We start from the raw sequence: 26,431 nt of genomic DNA, 5'->3' as shown, positions 1-26,431 counted from the left end.
TAAAAGCCGGCGCGATTATACCGATCTTCGCGCCATTTGTATTCCCATTGTTACCGCTCGTCTATAGGAACGGCGTGACATCACCGGTGCCTTCACGCGCGACGCGTGGCACGGAATCGGTCAAATCGATAACCGTCGTCGGTTGTTGACCCAGCGAACCGCCATGAATAATTAAATCCACCTGTTTTCCCAATCTGTCCTGAATTTCTTCTGGATCGGATTCGGCGAAATCATTTCCCGGCAGCATCAGCGTCGTCGACATCAGCGGCTCATTCAGCGCAGCCAGCAGCTCCAGTGCGATAGGATTGGACGGCACGCGCAGGCCGATGGTTTTACGCTTTTCATTCATTAAGCGGCGAGGAACCTCTTTCGTCGCTTTCAGAATAAACGTGTAATTACCGGGTGTGTTATTTTTAATCAACCGAAAAGCCGAGTTATCAACGTGGGCATACGTCGACAGTTCGGACAGATCGCGACACATCAGCGTGAAGTTATGATCGCTCCCCAGATCGCGAATCCGGCAGATGCGTTCCAGCGCGTTCTTTTCGCCCAACATACAGCCCAACGCGTAACCGGAATCCGTTGGATAAACAATCACCCCACCTTTATGCAAAAATTCCACCGACTGATTGATCAATCGCGGCTGCGGATTCTGCGGGTGAATATAGAAAAACTGGCTCATAACCCTACCTCATACGTCTGACATTTCGCGGCGCTGTTCATTCCAACCCGCTTCATCGTGCAATAAGGATGATTATAGAACGTGTTGGCGGTAAAAGATTGTTATTCCATGATTTGTTATTTCAAAAAGAGCGTCATGGTATCAACGTGGTATCAGTTGATCGATAATTATGCGCTGCCCGCCTCCACCAATAGCGGATGGTGCCAAACGGGTTCGACATCGGCAGGTAGCCACAGCTTGCGGCCCAGCTCAATCCAGGCACACGGCAGGTGGAAATCCGATCCTTGCGACGCCATCAGGTTGAAATCCCGCGCATAGCGCCCCAACTGCGTCCGTTCATCCGGTGCCTGTTGGCATTGCGCCACTTCCATTGCGATCCCGCCGTTTTCTGCGAAGGTAGCTAACAGACGCTTTAGCCATTTGGCCGTCAAATCGTAGCGCCCCGGATGCGCCAACACCGACACACCGCCGGATTGATGAATCGCCTCGATCGCTTGCGGGATGGTGCACCACTGCGGTGGCACATAACCGATTTTGCCTTTCGCCAGATATTTTTTGAACACCTGATTCATATTCGCCGCGATGCCCAGTTCGATCAGATAACGTGCAAAATGCGCGCGTGTAATCTGTCCTCCCGTCGCCAGACGCTGTGCGCCAGCCAGAGCATCAGGAATGCGGTTTTTTTCCAGACGAGTCGCAATCTGTTCCGCCCGATTTTGCCGACACGCCGCCTGCTGTTGCAGCAACCTCGTCAACGCTGGGTGTGCACTATCCATCCCTAATCCGACAATATGGATCTCATGGTTTTCCCACAGAGTGGAGATCTCCACGCCGGGAATCAATCTCAGCGGTAGCCCCTGTTGTGCAATCGCATGTTGCGCTTCGTCAAACCCAGCCGTCGTGTCGTGATCGGTAATCGCCAGCACGCTCACCCGCATGTCTACCGCGCGACTGACCAGCGCCGTCGGCGTTAAAAGGCCATCAGATGCCGTGGTATGGCTATGCAAATCATAAAGTGGGAACGACGATATCGGTTGAGAATTTTCTGGCACAAGCCTATCCATTAACAAGAATAATGCGAAGACCGCATGATGCCATCAATAGGGCGTAAATGGTAATGCCCGCCGTTTCCCTGAGTAATAAAATAATCCTATTGAAGGTGTTGACATTTTATCGCCGAACCAGTTAACTAGTACGCAAGCGCAGTACGCAGACAGTAATCAGTATACAAACAGTGAGATGATGATAATGGCAACGCAGAAAATGATGAAGCATGGTTGGTGGCGCTCTTCCCTCTCGCGGGTGGACTAATCACGCATCGCTGTTATCACACATGCAGATATTCCCAGGCCCGCTTAACCAAGCGGGCTTTTTATTTGATGGGCACAACATTAAACGGGTAGCAAGAATGCAAACAACACAACCTAAACTGGAACTGCTGCGTATTGAGGCCGTTTACCGTAACGACCCCAGCGCTATCTTCCATCAGCTCTGCGGTGCCAGACCAGCAACGCTGCTGTTAGAGTCGGCTGAAATCGACAGCAAGGAAAACCTGAAAAGCCTGTTGATCGTTGATAGCGCACTGCGCATCACTGCACTGGGCCAGCACGTTTCCATTCAGGCACTGACGGCAAACGGCGCCAGCCTCCTGCCGCTTCTGGATGCCGCGCTGCCAGTGGAGATTATCAATCAACCACGTCCGAACGGTCGTGAACTCACGTTCCCACTGGCAGACGTCATGCAAGATGAAGACGCTCGTCTGCGTTCGCTATCGGTCTTTGATGCCTTACGTCAGATTCTGACGCTGGTCGCCTGCCCGACAGACGAACGTGAAGCCATGTTTCTCGGCGGCCTGTTCGCCTACGATCTGGTCGCGGGGTTTGAAAAATTACCCGCACTGAGCCAGCAGCAGCGTTGCCCGGATTTTTGCTTCTATCTGGCAGAAACGCTGCTGGTGCTTGACCACCAAAAACGTGTAACCGCGCTACAAGCCAGCCTGTTTACACCGAACCATAGCGAAAAGCAGCGTCTGCAACAGCGTCTGGAACAGCTACAGCATCAGCTCACCCAGCCAGCGCCTGCGCTGCCGCGTCAGTCCATCGAAGACATGACGCTGAGCTGCAACCAGAGCGATGAAGCCTTCGGGGAAGTCGTCAGTCAGATGCAAGAAGCTATCCGTATCGGTGAAATTTTCCAGGTCGTGCCGTCACGCCGTTTCTCTCTGCCCTGTCCTTCACCGCTGGCCGCCTACCAAACGCTGAAGGATAACAATCCCAGCCCTTACATGTTTTACATGCAGGATCAGGACTTCACGTTGTTCGGTGCCTCGCCGGAAAGCTCGCTGAAATACGATGCCGACAGCCGTCAAATCGAAATTTACCCGATTGCCGGTACTCGCCCGCGCGGTCGCCGTGCCGATGGCTCACTGGATCGCGATCTCGATAGCCGTATTGAGTTAGAAATGCGTACCGACCATAAAGAATTGGCTGAGCATTTGATGCTGGTAGATTTAGCGCGTAACGATCTGGCGCGCATCTGTCAGCCGGGCAGCCGTTACGTTGCTGATTTGACCAAAGTTGACCGCTATTCCTTTGTGATGCATCTGGTCTCCCGTGTCGTTGGTACGCTGCGTGAAGATTTAGATGTGCTGCACGCCTACCGCGCCTGCATGAATATGGGCACGCTGAGCGGCGCGCCGAAAGTCCGAGCCATGCAGCTGATTGCCGAAAGTGAGAAAACCCGACGCGGCAGCTACGGCGGCGCGGTGGGCTACTTCACCGCTCACGGCGATCTGGACACCTGCATCGTTATCCGCTCCGCCTATGTCGAAGACGGTATTGCCACTGTTCAGGCGGGTGCGGGCGTGGTGCTGGATTCTAACCCTCAGGCCGAAGCCGACGAAACACGTAATAAAGCCCGGGCCGTACTGCGAGCCATTGCCAGCGCGCACCATGCAAAGGAGATTTTCTGATGGCTGACATCTTACTGCTCGATAACATTGATTCATTCACCTACAACCTGGTGGATCAGCTGCGTGCCAGCGGTCATCAGGTCGTGATTTACCGTAACCATCTGCCTGCCGACGTCATCATCGCGCGGTTACAGCAAATGGAAAAACCGATCCTGATGCTCTCCCCCGGCCCCGGTACGCCAGCCGAAGCGGGATGTATGCCGGAACTGCTGCAGCGTCTGCGCGGTCAGTTGCCGATTATCGGCATTTGCCTCGGCCATCAGGCTATCGTGGAAGCCTATGGCGGCCATGTTGGTCAGGCGGGTGAAATCCTGCACGGCAAAGCGTCTGCTATCGACCACGATGCCAGCGGCATGTTTAGCGGTTTACCGCATCCCTTGCCCGTCGCTCGCTACCACTCGCTGGTCGGCAGCAACATTCCATCGACGCTGACCGTTAATGCACACTTCAACACGATGGTCATGGCCGTGCGGAACGATACCGATCGCGTCTGCGGTTTTCAATTCCACCCTGAGTCTATCCTGACCACGCACGGCGCTCGACTGCTGGAACAAACGCTGGACTGGGCGCTGGCTTAACGAGGGATACGATTATGCAACTGTCTTCTATACAACAGTCTCCTAAGACCCGAGAACCGTCTACTGCTCAGGATGTCATTACCATGCAACACATACTGGAAAAATTATACGGCGCGAACTCTATCAGCCGTCAGGAAAGTCAGGCGCTGTTTGGTGCCATTATTCGCGGCGAACTGGAAGCCAGCCAACTGGCAGCGGCGTTGATTAGTATGAAAGTGCGCGGCGAACATCCCGATGAGATCGCCGGTGCTGCCACTGCTCTGCTGGCCGATGCGCAGCCGTTCCCGCGCCCTGACTATTTATTTGCCGATATCGTCGGCACCGGCGGTGACGGCACCAACAGTATCAACATTTCGACGGCCAGTGCCTTCGTTGCCGCCAGCTGTGGTCTGAAAATCGCCAAGCACGGCAACCGCAGCGTATCCAGCCGTTCCGGTTCCTCTGACTTACTCTCCGCTTTCGGCATTAAGCTGGATATGAGCGCGCAGGATTCCCGTCAGGCGCTGGACGACCTGGGCGTATGTTTCCTGTTTGCTCCGCAATACCATCTGGGCTTCCGTCATGCCATGCCAGTTCGTCAGCAGCTTAAAACCCGCACCGTCTTCAACGTGTTGGGGCCGTTGGTTAACCCCGCTCGTCCACCGCTGGCGCTGATTGGCGTGTATAGCCCCGAATTGGTTCGCCCTATCGCCGAAACGCTGAAAGTACTGGGCTACCAGCGTGCCGCGGTTGTACACGGTGGCGGAATGGATGAAGTCGCGCTTCATGCACCGACGCAGGTTGCCGAGTTGAACCATGGCGAGATCGCAACCTACGAACTGACGCACCGCGATTTCGGGCTGGATGCGTATCCGCTATCGGCATTACAAGGCGGTACGCCAGAAGAAAATCGTGACATTCTCGCGTCGCTGCTACAAGGTAAAGGCGAACGTGCGCACGCCGCCGCGGTTGCCGCCAACGTTGCGCTGCTCCTGAGATTATTCGGACAAGAAGATCTGCGCCAAAATGCGCAACAGGCGCTTGAAGTCATTCATAGTGGACAGGCTTATCAGCGCGTTATCGCCCTGTCCGCCAGAGGATAATGGAACCATGCAGGAAACCGTATTACATAAAATTGTGCGCGATAAAGCGCTCTGGGTTGCGGAACGCGAAAAAGCACAGCCGCTGGCCTCTTTTCAGCATGAGATCGTTCCCAGCCAGCGTGATTTTTATCAGGCGCTGAAACAGGATAAACCCGCCTTTATTCTTGAATGCAAAAAGGCGTCACCGTCGAAGGGATTGATTCGCGATGATTTTGACCCAGTAGCGATAGCGCAGGTCTATAAAGATTACGCGTCTGCTATTTCCGTTTTGACTGACGAAAAGTACTTTCAGGGCGATTTTGCCTTTCTGCCGCAGGTTAGCGCGGCAGTGCATCAACCGGTGTTGTGCAAAGACTTTATTATTTCGCCCTACCAGATCTATCTGGCACGCTACTATCAGGCCGATGCCATTCTGCTGATGCTATCCGTGCTGGACGACGATCAGTATCAGCAACTGGCCGAAGTGGCGCACAGTCTGAAGCTGGGCGTGTTGACAGAAGTCAGTAATGAAGAAGAGCTGCTGCGGGCCATTCAGCTCGAAGCCCGCGTTGTTGGGATCAACAACCGCGACCTGCGCGATCTCTCCATTGACCTCAATCGTACCCGGACGCTCGCACCCCGTCTGCCTGCTGGCGTCACCGTGATCAGCGAATCCGGTATCAACTGCCAGGCACAGATTCGTGAACTTAGCGCCTTTGCTCAGGGCTTCCTGATCGGCAGTTCACTGATGTCTGAGCCGGATCTGAACGGCGCGGTACGGCGCGTTATTTTGGGAGAAAACAAGGTCTGCGGCCTGACGCGCGCAACTGATGCGCAGGCCGCCTATCAAGCGGGTGCGCTCTACGGCGGTTTAATCTTCGTAGCCAGTTCTCCACGCTATATTGACGCCAAACAAGCCGCCGACGTGATGACGGGTGCCCCACTGCGCTATGTCGGTGTTTTTCGCAATGCGCCCGTTGAACACATCGTTGCGATCACAACGCAGTTGGGGTTAGCAGCCGTTCAGTTACACGGCGATGAAGATCAACAGACGATCGACAAGCTACGCCAGCAGTTACCCGCAACCTGCCAGATTTGGAAAGCGCTGAGCATCACGGATACCCTGCCAGAACGCAATCTCACCCACGTCGATCGCTACCTGTTTGATAACGGCCAAGGTGGCAGCGGGAAAACCTTCAACTGGTCGCTGCTGGCGAATCAATCATTGAATAACGTGCTGCTAGCCGGCGGCCTGAATAGTGATAACTGCGCTCTGGCGGCCCAGCAAGGTTGCGCAGGACTGGATTTCAATTCCGGGGTAGAAAGCGAACCGGGAAAAAAAGACTCACATAAAATTGCGGCGGTTTTTGCGACATTACGTCAGCCGCAGCACTAAAACAGACGGGAAAATTATGACATTACTCAACCCTTATTTCGGTGAATTCGGCGGGCAGTTTGTTCCGCAGATCCTCATCCCGGCGTTACGCCAGTTGGAAGAGGCTTTCGTCAGCGCACAAAAAGATCCTGAATTTCAGGCCGAATTTATCGATCTGCTGAAAAACTACGCAGGTCGTCCGACCGCGTTAACCCTGTGTCAAAACCTGACGGCTGGGACAAAAACCAAGCTGTACTTGAAACGCGAAGATCTGCTGCACGGCGGTGCGCACAAAACCAATCAGGTACTCGGACAAGCTCTGCTGGCTAAGCGCATGGGTAAAAGTGAAATCATCGCCGAAACCGGTGCGGGCCAACACGGTGTCGCGACGGCGCTGGCTTGCGCCCTGCTCGGCCTGAAATGCCGCGTTTATATGGGAGCAAAAGACGTTGAGCGCCAGTCGCCGAACGTGTTCCGCATGCGTTTGATGGGGGCGGAAGTGATTCCGGTTCACAGCGGTTCTTCCACGCTGAAAGATGCCTGCAACGAAGCGCTGCGTGACTGGTCTGGCAGCTATGAAACAGCACACTATCTGCTGGGAACAGCGGCTGGTCCGCATCCTTATCCGACGATCGTGCGCGAGTTCCAACGCATGATTGGTGAGGAAACCAAAGCGCAGATTCTGGAAAAAGAAGGTCGCTTGCCGGATGCGGTATTAGCCTGTGTCGGCGGTGGTTCTAACGCGATTGGGATGTTCGCTGATTTCATCGACGATACTACCGTCCGTCTGATCGGCGTTGAACCTGGTGGCTTGGGTATTGAATCCGGGCAGCACGGCGCACCGTTAAAACACGGCCGCGTGGGTATTTATTTCGGCATGAAGTCCCCGATGATGCAAACGTCCGACGGACAAATTGAAGAGTCTTACTCGATTTCCGCTGGGCTGGATTTCCCGTCCGTAGGGCCGCAGCACGCCTATCTGAACAGCATTGGTCGTGCCGACTATGTCTCGATTACCGATGATGAAGCGTTGGATGCTTTCAAAGCACTCTGCCGCGGTGAAGGGATTATTCCCGCGCTGGAATCCTCCCACGCGCTGGCACACGCCTTGAAGATGATCAAAGCGGAGCCAGAGAAGGAGCAACTGCTGGTGGTCAACCTGTCCGGCCGTGGTGATAAAGACATCTTTACCGTGCACGATATTTTGAAAGATCGGGGAGAAATCTAATGGAACGCTATCAACCGTTATTTAACCGCCTGTCAGAGAAAAAGGAAGGCGCGTTCGTTCCGTTTGTTACGCTGGGCGATCCCTCTCCCGAGCAGTCCCTGAAAATTATCGACACGCTGATTGCGGCCGGTGCCGATGCGTTGGAGCTGGGCGTGCCCTTCTCTGACCCGTTGGCGGATGGCCCGACCATTCAGGATGCCAACCTGCGCGCGTTTGCCGCAGGCGTCACGCCGGACCAATGCTTCGACATGCTGGCGGCTATACGCCAGAAATACCCGGAAATCCCGATTGGCCTGCTGATGTATGCCAACCTGGTTTTCAGCAACGGTATTGATGAATTTTATCAGCGTTGCGCGCAGGTTGGCGTCGATTCGGTTTTGGTGGCGGATGTTCCTGTGGTGGAATCAGCGCCTTTCCGTGCGGCTGCCCTGCGGCACGGTATCGCCCCCATTTTTATCTGTCCGCCTAATGCTGACGATGAACTGCTGCGCGAGATCGCCTCTTATGGTCGCGGCTACACCTATTTAGTCTCACGGGCGGGCGTGACTGGGGCAGAAAAGCGCGCACAGTTGCCGTTGAATCATCTGGTTGCCAAACTGAATGCGTATCATGCTGCCCCGCCGTTACAAGGATTTGGCATTTCCGATCCCGCTCAAGTACGGGAAACGTTAGCCTCAGGCGCAGCGGGTGCCATTTCTGGCTCCGCGATCGTACGGATTATCGAAAAAAATCTGAACCAGCCTGACATTATGCTGTCCGAGTTACACGCCTTTGTGAGTGAAATGAAAGCCGCTACGCGTTCATAACACGTTTCAGGCGCGCGATTTGTACTTTACACAAGTCCTATCGCGCGCCGAATAATGTTTCAAATTATTTCTTATTTAATTAAAAATTAATAATTTCAATTATTATTCAATGTCTGATTTATTAGAATTGTAAGAAATGTTTTCCAATTGAAATAATTATTTAATTTCACATCAAAGAAATAAATCAAATAACCATTATTTTTAAATCGCATAAATCCCACCAATAAAGTACGAAGACAATCACAAAAATAAGATCATTTAGAATTTTTTCTTTTTAACGATCTTGTTCACATTACTGTAAGAAATAATAAATAGAATGGAACCGCTGAACAAAAGTGGCAGCGCGTTTTTAAATAATAATTCTCTTTGACTTGGGATAATAAAATGAAAGCTAAAATATTGACGATGGTGGTAACCTCCTTAATCAGCTTAAGCTCCATGGCGGTGACGATTGACTATCGTCATGAGATGCAGGATACGCCAAAGAACGATCATAAAGATCGCCTGCTGATGTCCCACCGTTTTGACAACGGCTTTGGCCTGTCAATGGAAGCCAAGTGGAAACAGTCAGGCAAAGACAATACGCCAAATAAACCCTATAACGAAACCGTCAGTAGCGGTACCGAAGTGACTGCCAGCTACCTGTACAAATTCGATAAAACCTTTGGTTTAGAAGCTGGCCTAAACATGGTTTCCACTTCTGACAACAACAACTACCGTCCATATATCAAAGGAACGGCCAACATTACCGATTCCCTGTACTATGGTCTGCGTTATCGTGCTTCCTATCTGCGTAACAGTAATAACATCGGTAACCCGAATTCTGCTACAAACCCTACCGCTATCACTGGCTACACCATCACCAGTACGCTGGGTTATAAACTGCCAGCCAACTTTGTGGTTGAATACGAATTTGAATACAACAAGAACAACAAAGCAGGCGCTCAGTGGTATTTGGCAGATAATGAAAATTATGAAATGAGCCACGATATTAAACTGGCTTATAAATTCGACAAAAACTGGACGCCTTACGCTCAGATCGGTAACGTCAAAGGCAGCACAACAACGGACGAGCGTCAGACTCGCTACCGCGTTGGTGTACAATACAGTTTCTAAGGGCTAACGCTATTTAGATAATTGCTGTAATAAAAATAGCGTTTCTTTATTGGTTTGTTATTTCCTGTCTATAAAAACGGCGACGTTATTTACGTCGCCGTTTTTTATTCATCAAACTACACTAACAATCACAATCAGAAGCGATAGCCTAAGCCAAACATAAAGACCCATGGATCAAGCGTAGTATGGATACTTTGCTGATTGTTCCCGGCTTTAAATTTCACATCGGTATCAATATCCATCCACCACACGGACATGTTTACCAACCAATTTTTATCTAGGTTGTAATCCAAGCCCGCTTGTGCAGCAAGGCCCCAGGAATTCTTCAGACTCAGATCGCTCAACTGGGCATTTTTGCCCGTATCATTAAATTTCTCATCGAAAAACATCGTGTAATTCAGACCAACACCCAAATAAGGACGTAATTTATCTTCTTTATCACCAAAGTAATACTGTGCCACCAGAGACGGCGGCAGGTGTTTCACTTCTGCGATTGTCCCCGTGCTTTGTAAGCCGACTTTATGGTTAAACGGCGTAGCGGCCAGCAATTCAACCCCAATATTATCCGTCACCATGTAGCTGAAAGTCAGACCCAGTTGCGTATTGTTATTCACCTGAAAGGATCCCAAGCTACCCAGCACGTTATCGGAACTTTCAACCGGTCGTACGGTTGCCGATCCCGCCCGAACAATGAAATCACCCGCTTGATGAGCCTGTGTCAATGCAGGCATGAGCGCCGCTGCCAACAATAAGAAAGATGTCTTTTTCATTACCCACTCCATTTATAGGGTTTAAATTTCGAGCGAAATATACCCCTAAGTAGGTATTCTTGTTTTAAGCCAGATCACATCTTTTAAAGATTTTACGCCCAAATTGAACGAAATCATTTATCACTAACTGATTAAATTTCATGAAATTGATCCAGATCAATAGTGTCGCAAGGCATCAAATACGCCACTGGTGACAATAAGCGCCACGATGAGTAGCCATGCCACACTGACCTCATAGTGAGGCGAAACATCGTTGACGGGGTGCCACAGCGCGAATTAACAGGTTACAATTGGGAGTTAAGTTCTCTCTGTCGATTTATCTTTTTCAAGGAGCCTGCATGCCTATCACGGCTAACACGTTGTACCGTGACACGATGAATTTCACCCGCAACCAGTTCATCAGCATCTTAATGCTGTCACTGTTGACGGCATTCATTACTGTCATACTGAATCATGCACTATCGCCTTCTGGAGACGAGTTACAGATTCTGAGCAGTTCCAGCAGCGATCTGTCATCTTCTGTCGAAGCTGGCTTGATGGATATGATTCAGCAGATGACACCGGAACAACAAACCGTGTTACTGAAAATGTCGGCAGCAGGCACCTTTGCTGCGTTAGTGGGCAATGCGCTGCTGACGGGCGGGGTTCTGATGCTGATCCATCTGGTTTCTGACGGACAGCGCACCAGTGCACTGCGAGCAATTGGCGCATCGGCACCTTTTTTACTGCGTCTGCTTATCCTGATCCTGCTGTGCACCCTGCTCATTCAACTTGGCATGATGCTTCTGGTCATCCCTGGCGTACTGCTGGCTATTGCGCTGAGTTTATCACCCGTGATTGTCGTCACGGAAAAAAGCGGAATTTTCAACGCGATTAAAGTGAGTACTAAACTGGCTTACGGTAACCTGCGTGCAACCGCGCCTGCCATCGTGATGTGGCTACTGGCTAAAATCGCTATTTTGCTGATCGTGTCAAAGTTACCGATTTCCTCACCAACCGTGCTCGGCGTGGTTCTGAATGGCTTAGGTAACCTGATCTCCGCGCTACTGCTCATTTACCTGTTCCGCCTTTATATGCTGCTGCGCACTTAGCTTCCGCTCTCTGCCTATGCCATCGCTCTGGTGGCATAGGTTCCGCCTGATATCCGTTCGCTATCAACCCAATCGTAATTTTCTGCAAATTATTACAATATCTCGGGAATGGTGTTCGACAATAAAGGATAATGGCGTGAGCTATCGGATAACTCTCGCGAGTTAAGATTACGACACTGTTGAGTGATGGATTGACATAATGAAGCAACTTCTTGATTTTATACCGTTGGTCGTTTTTTTTGCGGCCTATAAACTTTATGACATCTATATCGCATCGGGTGCACTGATTGCCGCAACGGCGCTGTCACTCGTGGTCACTTGGGTGATGTATCGTAAAATAGAGAAAATGACGCTGGTCACCTTTGCCATGGTCGTCGTTTTCGGTTCGCTAACGCTGGTGTTCCATAACGATCTGTTTATCAAGTGGAAAGTCACCATCATCTACACCTTGTTTACCATTGCCCTGCTGGTTAGCCAGTTTGTGATGAAACAGACCCTGATTCAGAAAATGCTGGGTAAAGAGTTAACCTTGCCGCAGCCCGTCTGGGGGAAACTGAATTTCGCCTGGGCTATGTTCTTTCTGGTGTGTGGGCTGGTTAACATCTATATTGCTTTCTGGTTACCGCAAAACGTTTGGGTTAATTTCAAAGTCTTTGGTCTGACCGGTGTGACGCTGCTGTTTACGCTGATTTGTGGCGTTTATATCTATCGTCACTTGCCTAACGATCAGGAAAAGTCAGAAGAAGAAAAAAGCGAGCAACAGCAATAGCCAAAGCGAGATAGACACAATGAGCACACAAAACGTGTTACCACAGGGCGAACTGGTTCTCCGCACGCTGGCAATGCCAGCCGATACCAATGCGAACGGGGATATTTTTGGCGGCTGGCTGATGTCGCAGATGGACATCGGCGGCGCGATTCTGGCGAAAGAAATTGCCGAGGGGCGTGTAGTTACCGTACGGGTTGATGGGATGTCGTTCTTAAAACCTGTCGCCGTCGGCGATGTGGTTTGTTGCTATGCGCGTTGTTTACGTACTGGCCGTAGCTCTATCAACGTCAATGTTGAAGTGTGGGTGAAGAAAGTCTCCTCTGAGCCGATTGGTCAGCGCTATCGGGCTACCGAGGCGTTATTCACCTATGTCGCCGTAGATGAAGAAGGCCATCCGCGCGAACTGCCCGCAGGTAAAAGCAACTTCACGCCAAGCGAGTAACGTTTAGCGTTCATCGACGTAAGCTGCCTTGAATAGTGATCGATACGAAAACGGGGCGTCATCTGCAAAGATGGCGCCCCGTTTTTTTTCATATCAGCGTGAATTATTCAACTGCCGCCCCGCCGTCAATTTTAAAGACGATGGTCACCACTAAATCTTTGCCCGGCTTATCGGCTTCATAACGCCATTTACGCATGGCCTGTTTGATATCGCGTTCGAACATATTGCGCGGCTCGGCAGAAAGCACGCGTACGTTGTCAACACGTCCAAACTCATCCACATCAAACTGCATTTTTACCCGCCCTTCAACGCGCAGGGAAAACGCGCGCGCCGGATACTGAGGCTGTGCGCGGCTCAACGGACGTGGCCCACTTGACTGCGTGCTTGCTGCGGGCGCGGGTGCCTGTTTCACTGGCGCATTCGTCACATTGCGCGTCGGCTCTTCGCTGGTAAACAGCGAAGGTGGCTGTTTTTCAACGGTCGGCTCACGTTTAACTGGTTTCGGCTGCTCAACCTTCTTCACAGGCTTGGGTTCAGGTTTCGGCGGCTTAGGCTTGGGTTCGGGTAATGGCATCGGAACCGGCTGCGGCAATGGCTCCGGTTCCGGAATCGGTTCCGGCTCTGGCTCGGGCTGCTTGATCGGCTCAGGCTCTGGAGCAGATTTGGCCGTTGGTGCCGCCTCATAGGCCGCAGGGTTCACCATTACAACGCTGATAGGCTTGGATTCCTGCGGTAATTCGATTGAATGATTAAACGAGGCGTACAGCAATCCTGCAATCAGTGAACCGTGGAAACCAACTGAGAGTATGAATGGCCATGAGTAGCGGCGGGTCCAAAAAAACTTTTTTTGCGGCATAGTCTGTCTTTATCCTCTTATGCCGCCCAAGTTTAAATGCAAATAGCAATCATATTCAATAACAACCCGTGGAATTGTTAAAAAAACCGAAATTGTGGGGGGATTACGCTGGCAAATCAACCTATTGTCCTCGCACTATTGTCTTCAAACAACATCACGTATGATGATAGAAACACGTTTCTCTTACCCGATAGCGTTTGGCCGCTGGGGTATCAACCCAGTCACAAAACGAAAAGGTACTTTCCCACTTGTGAGGTCGCTATGTTCTACGTCATTTATGCTGAAGATAATGTTGATTCATTAGCAAAACGCCTGTCGGTCAGACCGGACCATCTTGCACGTTTACAGGCATTGCGCGATCAAGGGCGACTGATTACCGCTGGCCCTTTGCCTGCAATCGACAGCGACGATCCCGGTCAGGCTGGTTTTAGCGGCTCCGTGATTATCGCCGAATTCACATCGCTGGATGAGGCAACAGCATGGGCAAACGCCGATCCTTACCTCGCGGCGGGCGTCTATAAACACGTTAGCGTGAAGCCATTCAAGAAAGTGTTTTAAGGGTTCCCTTGATAAAGGTCATGGTTGTACTAAAATGCCATGGCCTTTTTCGCCTCTCTCAAAAGCTGAAATATTTTAGTCATTTAACAATGATAGTTTGACCGCTATTCACTTATAGAGGGTCAGCAATCATGTTAATGCCTGCGATTTTACGAAACGGCGTTGCACCTATCCGCCGCCGTCATCGCCTCAGTATTCTCTCCGGATTGTTATTGATCATTGGGTTATTTTCTTTACTGCAATTGGTTTCCGTCGGCGTCATTTCGCAAACGATGACTCAGGTTCGGCAGGATATTTCCGCTAACGAGAACCTGCGTCAGCAACAAGCGTTAATGGATAAAGCACGGATGGAAGTGATGAGTGCCAGCGATAAACTCAACCGCGCGGGCATTTATCTGTTAGTAGACAAAGAAACGGGCTCTGAAGGTAGCTGGCATAGCTTGATGGATGAGGCGGAAGTGTCTCTCAAACAGGCACAGGAGCACTACCAATTACTGGGGACGGTTACAACGGCTGAAGCGGACACCGCGGCGTTTATCGATTTGAAAAAGAGTTACAGTCAGCTTTATTCTGGGCTTGTCGAGCTGGCCGAGGGAATAAAGACCACTAATCAGATCGATATTTTCTTTGCCGTTCCGGTACAGGCCTATCAAAGCGATTTTACCCAGAAGTATTCACACTACCTGCAAGATACCGATGCGCTACAAAAACAGCATGGTCAACAATTTTTATCCTCTCTCGATAACGCAAAAACGATTTTCATTACAGTTCTTGGCCTCTTGCTGGCGATCGCCATCGCCGTGTGGATTGGCGTAAGTCGTATCATTATTCGTCCACTGACGCACATCATTGCCCATTTAAAACGGATCGCCGAGGGTGACCTTTCGCATGCGGTCAATACAAAGACGCGCGGTACACGCGAAGTTGAACAGCTTAACGCCAGCGTCATTCAAATGCAGGAAGGCTTGGTAACCTTGGTCAATCAGGTTCGCCAGGGCGTTGACCATATGGTGACGCAGGTCGATCGGGTCGCGGCAGATAACCATCGGCTTTCCGAACAGGCAAACCGCCAATCCCACGAGCTCAAAGTCACCACCGAGCATATTATTCAGCTTAGTCAGCATCTTGAGCAAAATACCCAGCATACCCAACAGGCCAATTTGCACGCAGAAGATACCAGCACAATCGCTGCGCAGGGTGAGACGATGATGAACGACGTCAAAGCGGCGATGTCAGACATTGCAGGCAGAACGCGTGAGATGACCGAAGCCATAGGGATGATTGAGAACGTGGCGTTTCAGACGCATATTTTGTCGTTGAACGCCGCCATTGAAGCCGCACGAGCTGGGGCGATGGGCCGAGGTTTTGCCGTTGTCGCACGGGAAGTCGGCACCCTAGCTTCGCAAAGCAGCCATTCTGCACAAAATATTAATGTGCTGATTCGTGATTCTGATAACAGCGTAACCGCCGGAACGCGACTGGTGAACAAACTGAATGACAGCCTACAGAATATCATTCAGACAGCGAAAGGGACTGGCGCGTTTCTGAGCGAGATCTCGGAAGTATCGCACCAGCAGAACGAGAGCATTCATGAAGTCACCGCCCGGCTCAGTACGCTGAACGACACCGTCAGAGAAAATGCGGGACAGGTTGAAGCCTCCGCACACACCTTCGCCTCACTGCTGGAGCAAACGGAACGCTTAAATAGGTCAGTCTCGCTGTTTATCCTGCCCTCAACAGAGGCTGAGGTTAACTTGATGATTGCTAAAAGAGAAATGGCACAGCGCATTCCAGCAATAGGGTGAACCGCAGAGAGTTCAGACTCGTGATAAAAAAATAGCGACCATACTTCAGGTCGCTATTTTCCTCACTGGCTTACCAGTCGTAGGTTACCGCATAGAGCAATGCCCGCCGTTGTTGCTTTTGTTGCAGATAACGGGCAGAGCGAATATGGCGATACGACCGTGATTGAGCCTCCAACCAGCGACTTCTTCTACGCTGGACCTGACGCAACATCCGCCAGCGGGCCACTTCATTCCGACTGCGTTTCATTATGCGACTCTTGTTAATCCACTCGCGCTGGGCATTATACCCCCCTCATTCACGGCGACAATCCGTGAATTCCTTTCTCAACGATTATCTTCTTACTCATAACTTTTATTCAGAGGAAAGGCATTTCCCCTTTTATAAATCTATGCGTACACTTTGTTAATTATTTGCAGAAGGGAACCGTGCTGCTTTTATGTCGACATTTTATACCGTAATAAGTTGGTTACTGGTTTTTAGCTACTGGTTGCTGATTGCAGGTGTGACCCTGCGTATTCTGATGAAACGTCGGGCGGTGCCTTCTGCGATGGCTTGGCTGTTGGTGATTTATATTCTGCCACTTGTCGGTATTGTCGCTTATCTTTCGTTTGGCGAGCTCCATCTCGGCAAACGCCGAGCCGAACGTGCCAGCAAAATGTGGCCTTCAACGGCGAAATGGCTACGCGAATTAAAAGAATATCGCCGTATTTTCGCAACGGAAAACAGCGAAGTCGCTAGCGCGTTATTTAAGTTGTGCGAAAGGCGGCAAGGGGTCGGCGGCGTTAAAGGCAATCAGTTGCAGTTGATGACCACGTTTGATGACACCATTAAAGCGTTATTGCGAGATATTGAACTCGCACGTAACAACATCGAGATGGTGTTCTACATCTGGCAACCCGGTGGTCTGGTTGAGCAAGTGACCTCTTCGCTTATCGCCGCGGCACGACGCGGGGTACATTGCCGTATCCTGCTAGACTCAGCTGGCAGCGTACAATTTTTCCGCCAGCATCACCCTGAGCTGATGCGCACCGCAGGGATCGACGTGGTCGAAGCTCTGAAAGTCAATCTGTTCCGTGCGTTCCTGCGCCGCATGGATTTGCGACAGCATCGTAAAATCATCCTGATCGACAACCGTATTGCCTATACCGGCAGCATGAATATGGTCGATCCACGTTTATTCAAACAAGATGCGGGCGTTGGGCAGTGGATTGATCTGATGGCACGCATTGAAGGCCCAGTGGCGACCACGTTGGGAATTATCTACTGCTGCGACTGGGAAATGGAGACAGGCAAGCGCCTGCTTCCGCCACCGCCGGATGTTAACGTTATGCCGTTCGAACAGGAGAGCGGCCATACCATTCAGGTTATTGCCTCCGGCCCCGGTTACCCGGAAGAAATGATCCATCAGGCGCTGCTGACGTCCGTCTATTCGGCACGTAAGCAATTGATCATGACGACCCCCTACTTCGTACCCAGTGACGATTTACTGCACGCCATCTGTACCGCCGCTCAGCGCGGGGTCGATGTCAGCATTATTGTTCCGCACAAGAATGACTCCGTGCTGGTCGGCTGGGCCAGTCGCGCGTTCTTCACGGAACTGCTGGACGCTGGCGTAAAAATTTATCAGTTCAAGGACGGACTGCTGCACACCAAAAGCGTACTGGTTGATGGACAGCTCAGTCTGGTTGGCACGGTGAATCTGGATATGCGCAGTCTGTGGCTGAATTTTGAAATTACGCTGGTGATTGACGATGCCGGATTCGGCAGTGATTTAGCCTGCGTGCAGGAAGACTATATCGCCCGCTCACGCCTGTTAAACGCGACACAGTGGCAAAACCGCCCTTACTGGCAACGTATCGTCGAGCGGCTGTTCTACTTTTTCAGCCCCCTGCTATAAATACGCGTTTTCCCGTGTTCTAATAAGGCTATTGGGAATTAACAGGAATGACGTTATGGATTTGAATAATCGCCTGACCGAAGACGAAGCATTGGAACAGGCCTACGACATCTTTTTGGAACTTGCGGCTGATAACCTCGATCCAGCAGATATTCTGCTGTTCAACCTGCAATTCGAAGAGCGCGGTGGCGCAGAGTTATTCGACCCTGCTGAAGACTGGGCCGATCACGTTGATTTCGACCTGAATCCTGACTTTTTTGCCGAAGTCGTCATTGGGCTGGCCGAAGAAGACGGCGAAGAGATCACCGATATTTTTGCCCGCGTGCTAATTTGCCGGGAAAAAGACCACAAACTTTGCCACATTTTGTGGAAAGAATAATTCGTTTCGCCTCAACGCAAAGCGTCTAAAAACGCAGGTGATTCTATTTACGAAACGAAAACGGTGATAATGGAATAGAAGAGTAAAGCGTCCGCGACAAGGATGTATTCACAGCGTCTTCACGATCTATCCATTATCAACGCTCAACGTACATTGTCAGCAATGCAAGGCGTCTCCCGCAGGAGACGCCTTTTTTACATCAGTAGCCGATAAAACGGATTACTGTGCTTCCGCTTCTGCCACCGGTAACGGTAACAGCGCCTGCGGATCGACCTTCAAACACGAAACCGCGTGCGTAAAGCTCCCTTCCAGCAAGGGACGGGTTTTCGAGCACTCAGGGCCGACAACCGGACAGCGCGTGCAGAACACACAGCCCGATGGCGGATTGATTGGCGAAGGCAAATCCCCTTCCAGCAGTTGTATCTTCTTGTTTCGCTCCTGATCGGGATCGGGCGTCGGCACAGCGGACATCAGCGCGCGGGTATACGGGTGCTGCGGGTTTTTATAGACCTGATCGTACGTTCCCAGTTCTACCGCATGACCCAGATACATCACCAATACGCGATCGGAAATGTGCTTCACGACCGATAAGTCATGAGCGATGAAAATCAGCGACAGGCGCATTTCGCGCTGTAGCTGACGCAGCAGGTTCACGACCTGCGCCTGAATCGACACGTCCAGCGCCGAAACTGGCTCATCACAGATAATCAGCTTCGGCTCCAGAATCAGCGCGCGCGCGATACCGATACGCTGACATTGCCCGCCAGAGAATTCATGCGGATAGCGGTTGATCAGGTTTGGCAGCAGCCCAACCTTCAGCATCATCGCTTTCACACGATCTTTTACCGTCTGCCGATCCAGTTCTGGATGATAAACCTTCAACGGCTCGGCAATAATCTCACCGATGGTCATACGCGGGTTCAGCGATGCCAGCGGATCCTGGAATATCATCTGAATATCGCTACGTGCGGCGCGCCATTCATCGGCACTCATGCCCAGCAGGTCTTTCCCCAGCCACGTGACCCGTCCGTCCGTCGCTTTTACCAGACCGATAATCGCACGCGCCAGCGTGGACTTGCCGCAACCAGACTCCCCCACCACGCCCAGCGTTTCGCCTTCATATAAACGTAGCGTCACGCCATCCACTGCTTTCAGTTTTTTCGGCGGCTGCCAGAACCACTGCTTATCATCTCTGACATCAAAGTGGACTTTCAGATCGTCCACTTCTAACAACACCTTTTTCTCGTCCGCGTTGTTCATACCACCTCCTCAATCGCTCTAAAGCAGGCGCGCAAGCGGCCATCACCAAAAGATTCCAGCGCTGGTGCGCTATGGCAGAGATCCATCGCATACGGGCAGCGAGGTTGGAACGGACAGCCTTTCGGTAAGCGTAATAAGTTAGGCGGATTGCCCGGAATGGTTGCCAGCACTTCATCTTCCGCATCCAGACGCGGCACGGCGTTGAGCAGGCCAACAGAATACGGGTGGCTCGGATGATAAAAGACGTCGCGTGCAGCGCCGTATTCCATCGTGCGTCCGGCGTACATCACCAGCACTTTGTCACAAATACCTGCCACCACACCCAGATCGTGGGTGATCATGATGATAGAGGTATTGAACTCACGTTTCAGCTCGTTCAACAACGTCATAATCTGCGCCTGAACCGTCACATCCAACGCCGTTGTCGGTTCATCGGCAATCAACAGCTTCGGCCGGCACAGCAGCGCCATTGCGATCATCACGCGCTGACGCATCCCGCCGGAAAACTCATGCGGATACATCTTCATACGCTTACGCGCTTCCGGCATTTTGACCGCATCCAGCATTTTGACCGACTCTTCAAACGCTTCGCTTTTGCTCAGGCGTTTGTGCAACATCAGCACTTCCATCAGTTGTTCGCCGACGCGCATGTACGGGTTCAGCGAGGTCATCGGATCCTGGAAGATCATACTGATTTCTTCAGCACGCAGCTTATTCAACTGGCTTTCAGGCAAATTGAGAATCTCTTTGCCACGAAAACGCGCCGAGCCGCCGATACGCCCATTACGCGCTAGCAGCCCCATCAACGCAAACGCGGTTTGTGATTTACCGGAGCCGGATTCACCGACAATCCCCAGCGTTTCACCGGCGTTGAGCGTGAAGTTCAGGTCGTTAACCGCCGTCACATCACCGTCCTGCGTGTTGAACGTTACCCGGAGATCCTGAACATGTAGCAGCGCGTCGTGCGCGCCAGTTAACTCAATTTTGCTCATGTTGATATCCCTCAGCGATCTTTCGGGTCGAGGGCATCACGCAGGCCATCGCCGATAAAGTTAAAACAAAACAGCGTGACAACCAGAAACGCCGCCGGATAGAACAGTAACCACGGCGACACTTCCATTGAGTTCGCACCATCATTCAGCAAAGCACCCCAACTGCTCAACGGTTCCTGCGTTCCCAGACCTAGGAAGCTCAGGAAGGATTCGAACAGGATCATGCTTGGCACCAGCAGAGAGGCATACACCACCACCACGCCCAGCACGTTAGGCACAACGTGGCGTAATACGATACCGCGCGTGGATACACCAGAAACCATCGCCGCTTCAATGAACTCTTTACGTTTCAGGCTCAGCGTCTGGCCGCGCACGATACGCGCCATATCCAGCCAGGACACCATGCCAATAGCCACGAAGATCAGCAGCATGTTCTGCCCGAAAAACGTCACCAGCAGAATAACAAAGAACATGAACGGGAATGAGTTGAGGATTTCCAGCAGGCGCATCATCACCGAATCCACTTTCCCGCCCAGATAGCCGGACATCGCGCCATACAGCGTTCCGACGATCACCGCAACCAGCGCCGCCGCAACGCCAACCATCAGCGAGACGCGGCCCCCGATGGCAACACGAACCAACAGATCACGACCCGAGGAATCCGTACCAAAATAGTGTCCAGACGTCATATCCGGCGCAGCCGACATCATTCCCCAGTCCGTATCCGCGTAGTCAAATGCCGACAACATCGGGGCGAAGATCACGAACACGGTAATCACGGCTAAAACAAGCAGACTGGCCAGCGCCGCACGGTTGTGCATAAAGCGCAGGCGCGCATCCTGCCACAAACTGCGCCCTTCAATTTCAGCCTGCTCGGTGAAATTCTCTAACGCTTCAACGTTTTTTCGATTCCAAAACATAACGCCCCCAATTAATAGCGAATTTTCGGATCGATAACAGCGTAGAGCACGTCAATGATCGCATTAAAGAGAATGGTTAAGCCGCCGACCAGAATCGTCAGGCTCAGTACGAGTGAGTAGTCGCGGTTCAGTGCACCGTTTACGAACAGTTGCCCAATACCCGGTAAACCAAAAATGGTTTCAATCACCATCGAACCAGTAATAATCCCTACAAACGCCGGCCCCATATAAGAGAGCACGGGCAGCAGCGCAGGCTTTAACGCATGGCGCAGGACGATGCGGCGCATCGGCAACCCTTTGGCGCGCGCGGTGCGAATAAAGTTAGAGTGTAAAACCTCGATCATCGATCCTCGGGTAATACGCGCGATGCTGGCGATATAAGACAAAGACAGTGCCACCATCGGTAAAATAATGTATTGGGTGGCCCCGCCGTTCCAGCCACCGCCGGGCAGCCAACGCAGCGTAATGGCAAAAATCAGCACCAGTAACGGTGCGACGACAAAGCTGGGGATCACCACCCCCGTCATGGCAAAGCCCATCACGGTATAATCCCATTTCGTATTCTGATTCAGCGCGGCGATCACGCCGGCACTCACCCCAAAAACGATGGCAAGAATGAATGCAGCGACCCCTAATTTTGCAGAAACGGGGAAAGACGTCGCGACCAAATCGTTCACGGAATAGTCTTTGTATTTAAAAGAAGGCCCAAAATCACCCTGTACCAATTGCAGCAAGTAGTTACCGTACTGCGTCATAATAGGGTCGTTCAGATGGTATTTGGCTTCAATATTCGCCATCACTTCCGGCGGTAAATTACGCTCTCCGGTAAAAGGGCTGCCGGGTGCCAATCGCATCATGAAGAACGAGATGGTGATCAGGATAAAGAGTGTCGGAATCGCCTCTAAACAGCGGCGAAGAATAAATTTTAACATTGCTCGTACCTATAAAAGGCTGGCAGCACAAGAGCGCGTGCCAGCCATTATTATTAGTGCTTGATGATATAAAGATCTTTCACGTAAACATTATCCTGCGGATCTTTGCCCGTTAATCCACCCACATAAGGTTTCACCAGTCGGGTATTGGCATAGTAGTAAACAGGTACGATAACCGCATCTTTATTCAGCAATGCTTCAGCCTGTTGATATACGGCAGCACGCTCTTCTTCGGTTTTCACCTGTAAAGATTTCGCCACCAATGCATCAAACTCTTTGCTCTTATAGTGTGCCTTATTATTGCTGCTGTCCGACAACATACTGTTCAGGAAGGTAGACGGCTCGTTATAGTCTGCACACCACCCGCCACGCGCCAGGTCATGCGTTCCCTGTTGACGAGAGTTGAGGAACGTTTTCCACTCCTGGTTTTCCAGTTTCACTTCCACGCCAATGTTCTGCTTCCATATCGAAGACGCTGCAATCGCCATCTTTTTATGAAGATCGGATGAGTTATAGAGCAAATTAAACGTCAGCGGTTTGTCTGCGGTGTAACCGGCTTCCGCCAGCAGCTTCTTCGCTTCTGCGTTACGTTTTTCTTGTGGCCAGGTGAACCACTCTGGGGTCTGCGCGTTGAAGCCATCAATATATGGCGGCACAAAACCATAGGCAGGAATATCACCTTGGTTTTTCACCTTATTGGTCAGAATATCCTGGCTCAGGCCCAGACGCAGCGCGGTACGCACCCGCACATCGTTAAACGGCGGCTTCTGATTATTGATTTCGTAATAGTAGGTGCATAAGTACGGATCGACTTTCACTTCATTCGGGATTTCTTTCTTCAGCTTTTGAAACAATTCAATCGGCAGTTGGTTATAGGTCATATCAATTTCGCCGCTGCGATAGCGGTTGACGTCAGTCACTTCCGAAGCAATAGGCAGGTACGTCACCTGATTAATCACGGTGTGGGCGTTATCCCAATATTGCGGGTTGCGCTCCAGCACTATTTTTTCGTTCACCACCCAGTCTTTCAGCTTGTAGGCACCGTTGCCTACCCAATTTTGCGGCTGCGTCCATTTTTCACCGAATTTTTCGATTGCCGCTTTATTCACCGGTGACATGGCGACGTAAACAGGCAATTTGTAGAAGTAAGGCACCGCTTCGGAGAGCGTCACCTCAAAGGTATGATCGTCGATCGCTTTCACGCCCAGCGTATCGGGGGATTTTTTGCCGGCGATGATGTCATCGATATTCAGCAGATGACCATATTGCAGATAGCTGGCGTAAGGCGATGCTGTCTTTGGATCGGCCAGACGCTGCCAGCTATAGACGAAATCGTGTGCGGTAACCGGCTCACCGTTGGACCATTTGGCATCTTTACGCAGGTGGAATGTCCACACTTTAAAATCTTTGTTATCCCAGCTTTCTGCTACGCCGGGGCTGGTTTTGCCGTTAACGTCGGAAATAACCAATCCTTCCAACAGATCGCGTGATACGTTGGATTCCGGCACACCTTCGATTTTATGCGGGTCAAGAGAGGAAACTTCAGCACCATTGTTACGGACCAACTCCTGTTTTTCTGCTAACTGAACGCCGGCGGGAACGGTCGCGGCGAAGGCAGAAACAGCCATCGTGCTACTTAATGCCGCGATAATAGCGGCAGCGATTCTTTTTTTAGTTGTGATGTGTGTCATTATTTTCTCCTGTAATGTTGTCGTGCTAGTTATCCCAGCACGATTCCTGAATTAGAACCCGGTGAGAAAACGATTAATCGATTCGACTCAGGACCCATTCCCACATGGCAGGAATGGGTAACCAGAGAGTAAACACCAAATTAATCACTGCTTGCTCACTTCATTTGCATCAACCCGTAAACAGCTGCGGATTAATGCTTAATGATATAGAGATCCTTCACCCGTATATTATCCAACGGATCCTTGCCAGTAATGCCACCGACATAAGGTTTTATCAGTCTGGCGTTCGCGTAGTAATAGACCGGTACAATGGCCGCGTCTTTATCCAGCTGCGATTCTGCCTGCTGATAAACTTGCGCACGTTCATCGTCCGTTTTCGCTTGAATAGCTTGCGCCATCAGCGTGTCGAACGCCGCGCTCTTATAGTGCGCCGTGTTGTTGCTACTGTCTGACAGCATGCTGTTCAGGAACGATGTCGGTTCGTTATAGTCCGCACACCATCCGGCACGCGCAACGTCATAATTGCCTTGATGACGCGTGCTGAGATAGGTTTTCCATTCCTGGTTTTCCAACTTCGCGTCAACGCCCAGATTCTGTCTCCAGATCGATGCCGCTGCGATCGCCATTTTTTTATGCAAATCTGACGAGTTATAGAGCAAATTAAACGTCAGCGGTTTCTCTGCGGTATAGCCCGCTTCTGCCAGCAGTTTTTTCGCTTCTTCATTACGTTTCGCCTGTGGCCAGGTAAACCACTCTGGCGTATGCGCTTTCAAGCCGTCAGTAAACGGCGGAATATAGCCATAAGCGGGAATATCGCCCTGATTTTTCACTTTATTGGTCAATATGTCTTGATCAAGCCCCATGCGCAGAGCGGTACGCACCCGGACATCATTAAATGGCGGTTTCTGATTATTGATTTCGTAATAATAGGTGCAGAGATAGGGATTGATGTTAACTTCTTGTGGGATTTCTTTTTTTAGCTTCTGAAATAGCTCAATGGGCAATTTATTATTGGTGACATCAATTTCACCCGCACGGTAACGGTTAACATCCGTAACTTCAGAAGCAATCGGCAAATAGGTGACCTGATTAATCACGGTCTTGGCGTTATCCCAATATTGGCTATTACGCTCCAGCACAAGCCGCTCATTCACAACCCAGGATTTAAGACGGTAGGCGCCATTTCCTACCCAGTTTTCCGGCTGAGTCCATTTATCACCAAATTTCTCCACCGCCGCTTTATTGACCGGGGACATCGATGAGTGATTCAGTAATTTATAAAAGTACGGGATTGGTTCGCTTAATGTCACTTCCAGCGTATGGTCGTCGAGCGCTTTTACGCCCAACGTATCAGGAGATTTCTTGCTGGCAATAATGTCATCAACATTCAGTAGATGACCATATTGCAAATAGCTAGCATAAGGAGAAACGGTTTTCGGATCGGCCAGACGCTGCCAGCTATAAACGAAATCTTGCGCAGTAATCGGTTCGCCATTTGACCACTTGGCATCTTTGCGTAAATGGAATGTCCAGACTTTAAAGTCGCTGCTTTCCCACCGCTCGGCCACGCCAGGAATCGGGTGTCCATCCGGGTCGGAAATCACCAACCCTTCATATAAATCACGCGCGACGTTGGATTCCGGCACACCTTCGATTTTATGCGGATCCAGTGATGACACCTCAGCACCATTGTTTCTCACCAGAGCCTGCTCTTTCGCCAGCTCAACACCGGCAGGTACAGTCGCAGCCTGAACATTCACGCATGACGCCATCACTGCTGCGGCAATCATACTGGTAACAAAGCATCGTTTTGTTTTGCAAATTTTCACTTTATAAACGCCCCTGTCTTGATACAACGCCATACCGGACTCCATGCATAAAAATCGCCGTTACATAGAGCAGAAAAAATCGCCCATTATCCAAATAAATCATAAAATTAATTTATGGATGAATAACGAATAGCAGGTCGACACTCGAAGCTATCAAAAGCAGAGACATTCGCCAATATTTTTACATTGATGTTGCTTAATTTTCTTTACTACAGCTCGGCAAACGTTTTATTTCAATCATTTCACACAACCATTAACCACATGATAAACAATGTTTTTTTCGTTTATTTGCAGATATTTTTTAAATATTCAGCAATTTATATATTTTGAACAAAAAAACATCGTAGTGGGTTTTATCATTTTCACAGCACAAAAATGATGATAGATGCTTACCTGTCCGCGTCATTACCTGACTAGAATGT

23 protein-coding genes, 1 pseudogene and 1 other annotated feature are annotated in these 26,431 nt (G+C 50.8%); of the genes and pseudogenes, 13 read left to right on the top strand and 11 right to left on the bottom strand.

From position 1 onward, the window contains the following. Window positions 1–61: 61 nt before the first annotated feature. Together IG609_RS09925 and rnm are read right to left on the bottom strand one after the other, a co-directional pair. On the bottom strand, window positions 62–682 hold the full coding sequence (locus IG609_RS09925; RefSeq protein ID WP_039517275.1) for an L-threonylcarbamoyladenylate synthase: 621 nt from the start codon (window positions 680–682) through the stop codon (window positions 62–64). A 167-nt stretch (window positions 683–849) separates the two neighbouring features. After that, the gene (rnm, locus tag IG609_RS09920; RefSeq protein ID WP_193398607.1) at window positions 850–1,746 is read right to left on the bottom strand and encodes an RNase RNM; all 897 of its coding nucleotides are present in this window, start codon (window positions 1,744–1,746) and stop codon (window positions 850–852) included. Between the two features lie 208 nt (window positions 1,747–1,954). Beyond that, window positions 1,955–2,059, top strand: a sequence feature (Trp leader region). Window positions 2,060–2,090: 31 nt separating this feature from the next. Between rnm and IG609_RS09915 the strand changes: the two genes are divergently transcribed. The 6 genes and pseudogenes from IG609_RS09915 to IG609_RS09885 all read left to right on the top strand — a co-directional run bounded on the left by IG609_RS09915 (window position 2,091) and on the right by IG609_RS09885 (window position 9,817). Continuing rightward, window positions 2,091–3,653 (top strand): anthranilate synthase component 1, encoded by a 1,563-nt coding sequence (locus tag IG609_RS09915; protein WP_193398608.1) that lies wholly within the window; start codon window positions 2,091–2,093, stop codon window positions 3,651–3,653. Continuing rightward, window positions 3,653–5,313, top strand: a pseudogene (gene trpD / locus IG609_RS20710) (bifunctional anthranilate synthase glutamate amidotransferase component TrpG/anthranilate phosphoribosyltransferase TrpD). Before IG609_RS09915 ends, trpD begins: the two are co-directional and overlap by 1 nt. Before the next feature lie 7 nt (window positions 5,314–5,320). Beyond that, the gene (gene trpCF, locus IG609_RS09900; RefSeq protein ID WP_193398610.1) at window positions 5,321–6,688 is read left to right on the top strand and encodes a bifunctional indole-3-glycerol-phosphate synthase TrpC/phosphoribosylanthranilate isomerase TrpF; all 1,368 of its coding nucleotides are present in this window, start codon (window positions 5,321–5,323) and stop codon (window positions 6,686–6,688) included. A gap of 13 nt (window positions 6,689–6,701) precedes the next feature. After that, window positions 6,702–7,895: a tryptophan synthase subunit beta gene (trpB, locus tag IG609_RS09895; RefSeq protein WP_180784335.1), complete on the top strand. Its 1,194-nt coding sequence runs from the start codon at window positions 6,702–6,704 to the stop codon at window positions 7,893–7,895. Beyond that, complete coding sequence (trpA, locus tag IG609_RS09890) at window positions 7,895–8,701, top strand: tryptophan synthase subunit alpha (protein ID WP_193398611.1); 807 nt, start codon at window positions 7,895–7,897, stop codon at window positions 8,699–8,701. The genes trpB and trpA overlap by 1 nt, the downstream gene beginning before the upstream one ends. Before the next feature lie 384 nt (window positions 8,702–9,085). Beyond that, window positions 9,086–9,817, top strand: coding sequence for an oligogalacturonate-specific porin KdgM family protein (locus tag IG609_RS09885; RefSeq protein WP_193398612.1), 732 nt, complete (start codon window positions 9,086–9,088; stop codon window positions 9,815–9,817). A gap of 134 nt (window positions 9,818–9,951) precedes the next feature. Here the strand turns inward: IG609_RS09885 and ompW are convergent, their stop codons facing one another. Continuing rightward, window positions 9,952–10,587 carry an outer membrane protein OmpW gene (gene ompW / locus IG609_RS09880; protein ID WP_193398613.1) on the bottom strand — a complete coding sequence of 212 codons (636 nt, stop codon included), beginning with the start codon at window positions 10,585–10,587 and terminating at the stop codon, window positions 9,952–9,954. A gap of 338 nt (window positions 10,588–10,925) precedes the next feature. Between ompW and IG609_RS09875 the strand changes: the two genes are divergently transcribed. From IG609_RS09875 to yciA, 3 genes are all read left to right on the top strand, one after another. Then, a complete protein-coding gene (locus IG609_RS09875) occupies window positions 10,926–11,678 on the top strand; it encodes a YciC family protein (RefSeq protein ID WP_193398614.1) in 753 nt (250 codons plus the stop codon). A gap of 199 nt (window positions 11,679–11,877) precedes the next feature. Further along, the gene (locus IG609_RS09870; RefSeq protein ID WP_193398615.1) at window positions 11,878–12,447 is read left to right on the top strand and encodes a septation protein A; all 570 of its coding nucleotides are present in this window, start codon (window positions 11,878–11,880) and stop codon (window positions 12,445–12,447) included. 19 nt (window positions 12,448–12,466) lie between these two features. Further along, window positions 12,467–12,889: an acyl-CoA thioester hydrolase YciA gene (gene yciA, locus IG609_RS09865; protein ID WP_010275288.1), complete on the top strand. Its 423-nt coding sequence runs from the start codon at window positions 12,467–12,469 to the stop codon at window positions 12,887–12,889. A 103-nt stretch (window positions 12,890–12,992) separates the two neighbouring features. On the opposite strand, the gene tonB is transcribed toward yciA, so the two are convergent. Further along, window positions 12,993–13,745, bottom strand: coding sequence for a TonB system transport protein TonB (gene tonB / locus IG609_RS09860; RefSeq protein ID WP_193398616.1), 753 nt, complete (start codon window positions 13,743–13,745; stop codon window positions 12,993–12,995). A gap of 261 nt (window positions 13,746–14,006) precedes the next feature. Here tonB and IG609_RS09855 point away from each other — a divergent pair, with 261 nt between their 5' ends. After that, a complete protein-coding gene (locus IG609_RS09855) occupies window positions 14,007–14,303 on the top strand; it encodes a YciI family protein (protein ID WP_102117618.1) in 297 nt (98 codons plus the stop codon). A 131-nt stretch (window positions 14,304–14,434) separates the two neighbouring features. Continuing rightward, the gene (locus IG609_RS09850; protein WP_193398617.1) at window positions 14,435–16,108 is read left to right on the top strand and encodes a Tar ligand binding domain-containing protein; all 1,674 of its coding nucleotides are present in this window, start codon (window positions 14,435–14,437) and stop codon (window positions 16,106–16,108) included. A gap of 70 nt (window positions 16,109–16,178) precedes the next feature. Here the strand turns inward: IG609_RS09850 and IG609_RS09845 are convergent, their stop codons facing one another. Further along, complete coding sequence (locus IG609_RS09845) at window positions 16,179–16,355, bottom strand: YciY family protein (RefSeq protein ID WP_125176083.1); 177 nt, start codon at window positions 16,353–16,355, stop codon at window positions 16,179–16,181. Window positions 16,356–16,545: 190 nt separating this feature from the next. Between IG609_RS09845 and cls the strand changes: the two genes are divergently transcribed. Then, the gene (cls, locus tag IG609_RS09840) at window positions 16,546–18,006 is read left to right on the top strand and encodes a cardiolipin synthase (RefSeq protein WP_193398618.1); all 1,461 of its coding nucleotides are present in this window, start codon (window positions 16,546–16,548) and stop codon (window positions 18,004–18,006) included. 55 nt (window positions 18,007–18,061) lie between these two features. Then, on the top strand, window positions 18,062–18,385 hold the full coding sequence (locus IG609_RS09835) for an HI1450 family dsDNA-mimic protein (protein WP_039286579.1): 324 nt from the start codon (window positions 18,062–18,064) through the stop codon (window positions 18,383–18,385). A 219-nt stretch (window positions 18,386–18,604) separates the two neighbouring features. Here IG609_RS09835 and oppF read toward each other — a convergent pair whose 3' ends face one another. The 6 genes from oppF to oppA (IG609_RS09805) all read right to left on the bottom strand — a co-directional run bounded on the left by oppF (window position 18,605) and on the right by oppA (IG609_RS09805) (window position 25,970). After that, window positions 18,605–19,645, bottom strand: coding sequence for a murein tripeptide/oligopeptide ABC transporter ATP binding protein OppF (oppF, locus tag IG609_RS09830; RefSeq protein ID WP_193398619.1), 1,041 nt, complete (start codon window positions 19,643–19,645; stop codon window positions 18,605–18,607). Next, window positions 19,642–20,637 (bottom strand): ABC transporter ATP-binding protein, encoded by a 996-nt coding sequence (gene oppD / locus IG609_RS09825; protein ID WP_102117613.1) that lies wholly within the window; start codon window positions 20,635–20,637, stop codon window positions 19,642–19,644. Before oppD ends, oppF begins: the two co-directional genes overlap by 4 nt. Before the next feature lie 11 nt (window positions 20,638–20,648). Beyond that, window positions 20,649–21,557 carry an oligopeptide ABC transporter permease OppC gene (oppC, locus tag IG609_RS09820; protein ID WP_193398620.1) on the bottom strand — a complete coding sequence of 303 codons (909 nt, stop codon included), beginning with the start codon at window positions 21,555–21,557 and terminating at the stop codon, window positions 20,649–20,651. Window positions 21,558–21,568: 11 nt separating this feature from the next. Beyond that, entirely contained in the window at window positions 21,569–22,489 is a 921-nt protein-coding gene (gene oppB, locus IG609_RS09815) for an oligopeptide ABC transporter permease OppB (protein ID WP_193398621.1), read from the bottom strand. Window positions 22,490–22,542: 53 nt separating this feature from the next. Then, complete coding sequence (gene oppA, locus IG609_RS09810; RefSeq protein WP_193398622.1) at window positions 22,543–24,180, bottom strand: oligopeptide ABC transporter substrate-binding protein OppA; 1,638 nt, start codon at window positions 24,178–24,180, stop codon at window positions 22,543–22,545. A 191-nt stretch (window positions 24,181–24,371) separates the two neighbouring features. Continuing rightward, window positions 24,372–25,970, bottom strand: coding sequence for an oligopeptide ABC transporter substrate-binding protein OppA (gene oppA / locus IG609_RS09805; protein ID WP_250127253.1), 1,599 nt, complete (start codon window positions 25,968–25,970; stop codon window positions 24,372–24,374). Between the last annotated feature and the right edge of the window lie 461 nt (window positions 25,971–26,431).

Source organism: Pectobacterium quasiaquaticum, assembly GCF_014946775.2.
Lineage (GTDB): Bacteria > Pseudomonadota > Gammaproteobacteria > Enterobacterales > Enterobacteriaceae > Pectobacterium > Pectobacterium aquaticum.
The sequence above is the reverse complement of the archived record's forward strand: the minus strand, read 5'-3'. Positions and strand labels throughout refer to the sequence as shown.

Excerpts from the sequence above, each read along its gene's own strand:
- IG609_RS09925 (WP_039517275.1), bottom strand. The coding sequence starts at position 682 with ATGAGCCAGTTTTTCTATATTCACCCGCAGAATCCGCAGCCGCGATTG.
- rnm (WP_193398607.1), bottom strand. The coding sequence starts at position 1,746 with ATGGATAGGCTTGTGCCAGAAAATTCTCAACCGATATCGTCGTTCCCA.
- IG609_RS09915 (WP_193398608.1), top strand. The coding sequence starts at position 2,091 with ATGCAAACAACACAACCTAAACTGGAACTGCTGCGTATTGAGGCCGTT.
- trpCF (WP_193398610.1), top strand. The coding sequence starts at position 5,321 with ATGCAGGAAACCGTATTACATAAAATTGTGCGCGATAAAGCGCTCTGG.
- trpA (WP_193398611.1), top strand. The coding sequence starts at position 7,895 with ATGGAACGCTATCAACCGTTATTTAACCGCCTGTCAGAGAAAAAGGAA.
- IG609_RS09885 (WP_193398612.1), top strand. The coding sequence starts at position 9,086 with ATGAAAGCTAAAATATTGACGATGGTGGTAACCTCCTTAATCAGCTTA.
- ompW (WP_193398613.1), bottom strand. The coding sequence starts at position 10,587 with ATGAAAAAGACATCTTTCTTATTGTTGGCAGCGGCGCTCATGCCTGCA.
- IG609_RS09875 (WP_193398614.1), top strand. The coding sequence starts at position 10,926 with ATGCCTATCACGGCTAACACGTTGTACCGTGACACGATGAATTTCACC.
- IG609_RS09870 (WP_193398615.1), top strand. The coding sequence starts at position 11,878 with ATGAAGCAACTTCTTGATTTTATACCGTTGGTCGTTTTTTTTGCGGCC.
- yciA (WP_010275288.1), top strand. The coding sequence starts at position 12,467 with ATGAGCACACAAAACGTGTTACCACAGGGCGAACTGGTTCTCCGCACG.
- tonB (WP_193398616.1), bottom strand. The coding sequence starts at position 13,745 with ATGCCGCAAAAAAAGTTTTTTTGGACCCGCCGCTACTCATGGCCATTC.
- IG609_RS09855 (WP_102117618.1), top strand. The coding sequence starts at position 14,007 with ATGTTCTACGTCATTTATGCTGAAGATAATGTTGATTCATTAGCAAAA.
- IG609_RS09850 (WP_193398617.1), top strand. The coding sequence starts at position 14,435 with ATGTTAATGCCTGCGATTTTACGAAACGGCGTTGCACCTATCCGCCGC.
- IG609_RS09845 (WP_125176083.1), bottom strand. The coding sequence starts at position 16,355 with ATGAAACGCAGTCGGAATGAAGTGGCCCGCTGGCGGATGTTGCGTCAG.
- cls (WP_193398618.1), top strand. The coding sequence starts at position 16,546 with ATGTCGACATTTTATACCGTAATAAGTTGGTTACTGGTTTTTAGCTAC.
- IG609_RS09835 (WP_039286579.1), top strand. The coding sequence starts at position 18,062 with ATGGATTTGAATAATCGCCTGACCGAAGACGAAGCATTGGAACAGGCC.
- oppF (WP_193398619.1), bottom strand. The coding sequence starts at position 19,645 with ATGAACAACGCGGACGAGAAAAAGGTGTTGTTAGAAGTGGACGATCTG.
- oppD (WP_102117613.1), bottom strand. The coding sequence starts at position 20,637 with ATGAGCAAAATTGAGTTAACTGGCGCGCACGACGCGCTGCTACATGTT.
- oppC (WP_193398620.1), bottom strand. The coding sequence starts at position 21,557 with ATGTTTTGGAATCGAAAAAACGTTGAAGCGTTAGAGAATTTCACCGAG.
- oppB (WP_193398621.1), bottom strand. The coding sequence starts at position 22,489 with ATGTTAAAATTTATTCTTCGCCGCTGTTTAGAGGCGATTCCGACACTC.
- oppA (WP_193398622.1), bottom strand. The coding sequence starts at position 24,180 with ATGACACACATCACAACTAAAAAAAGAATCGCTGCCGCTATTATCGCG.
- oppA (WP_250127253.1), bottom strand. The coding sequence starts at position 25,970 with ATGATTGCCGCAGCAGTGATGGCGTCATGCGTGAATGTTCAGGCTGCG.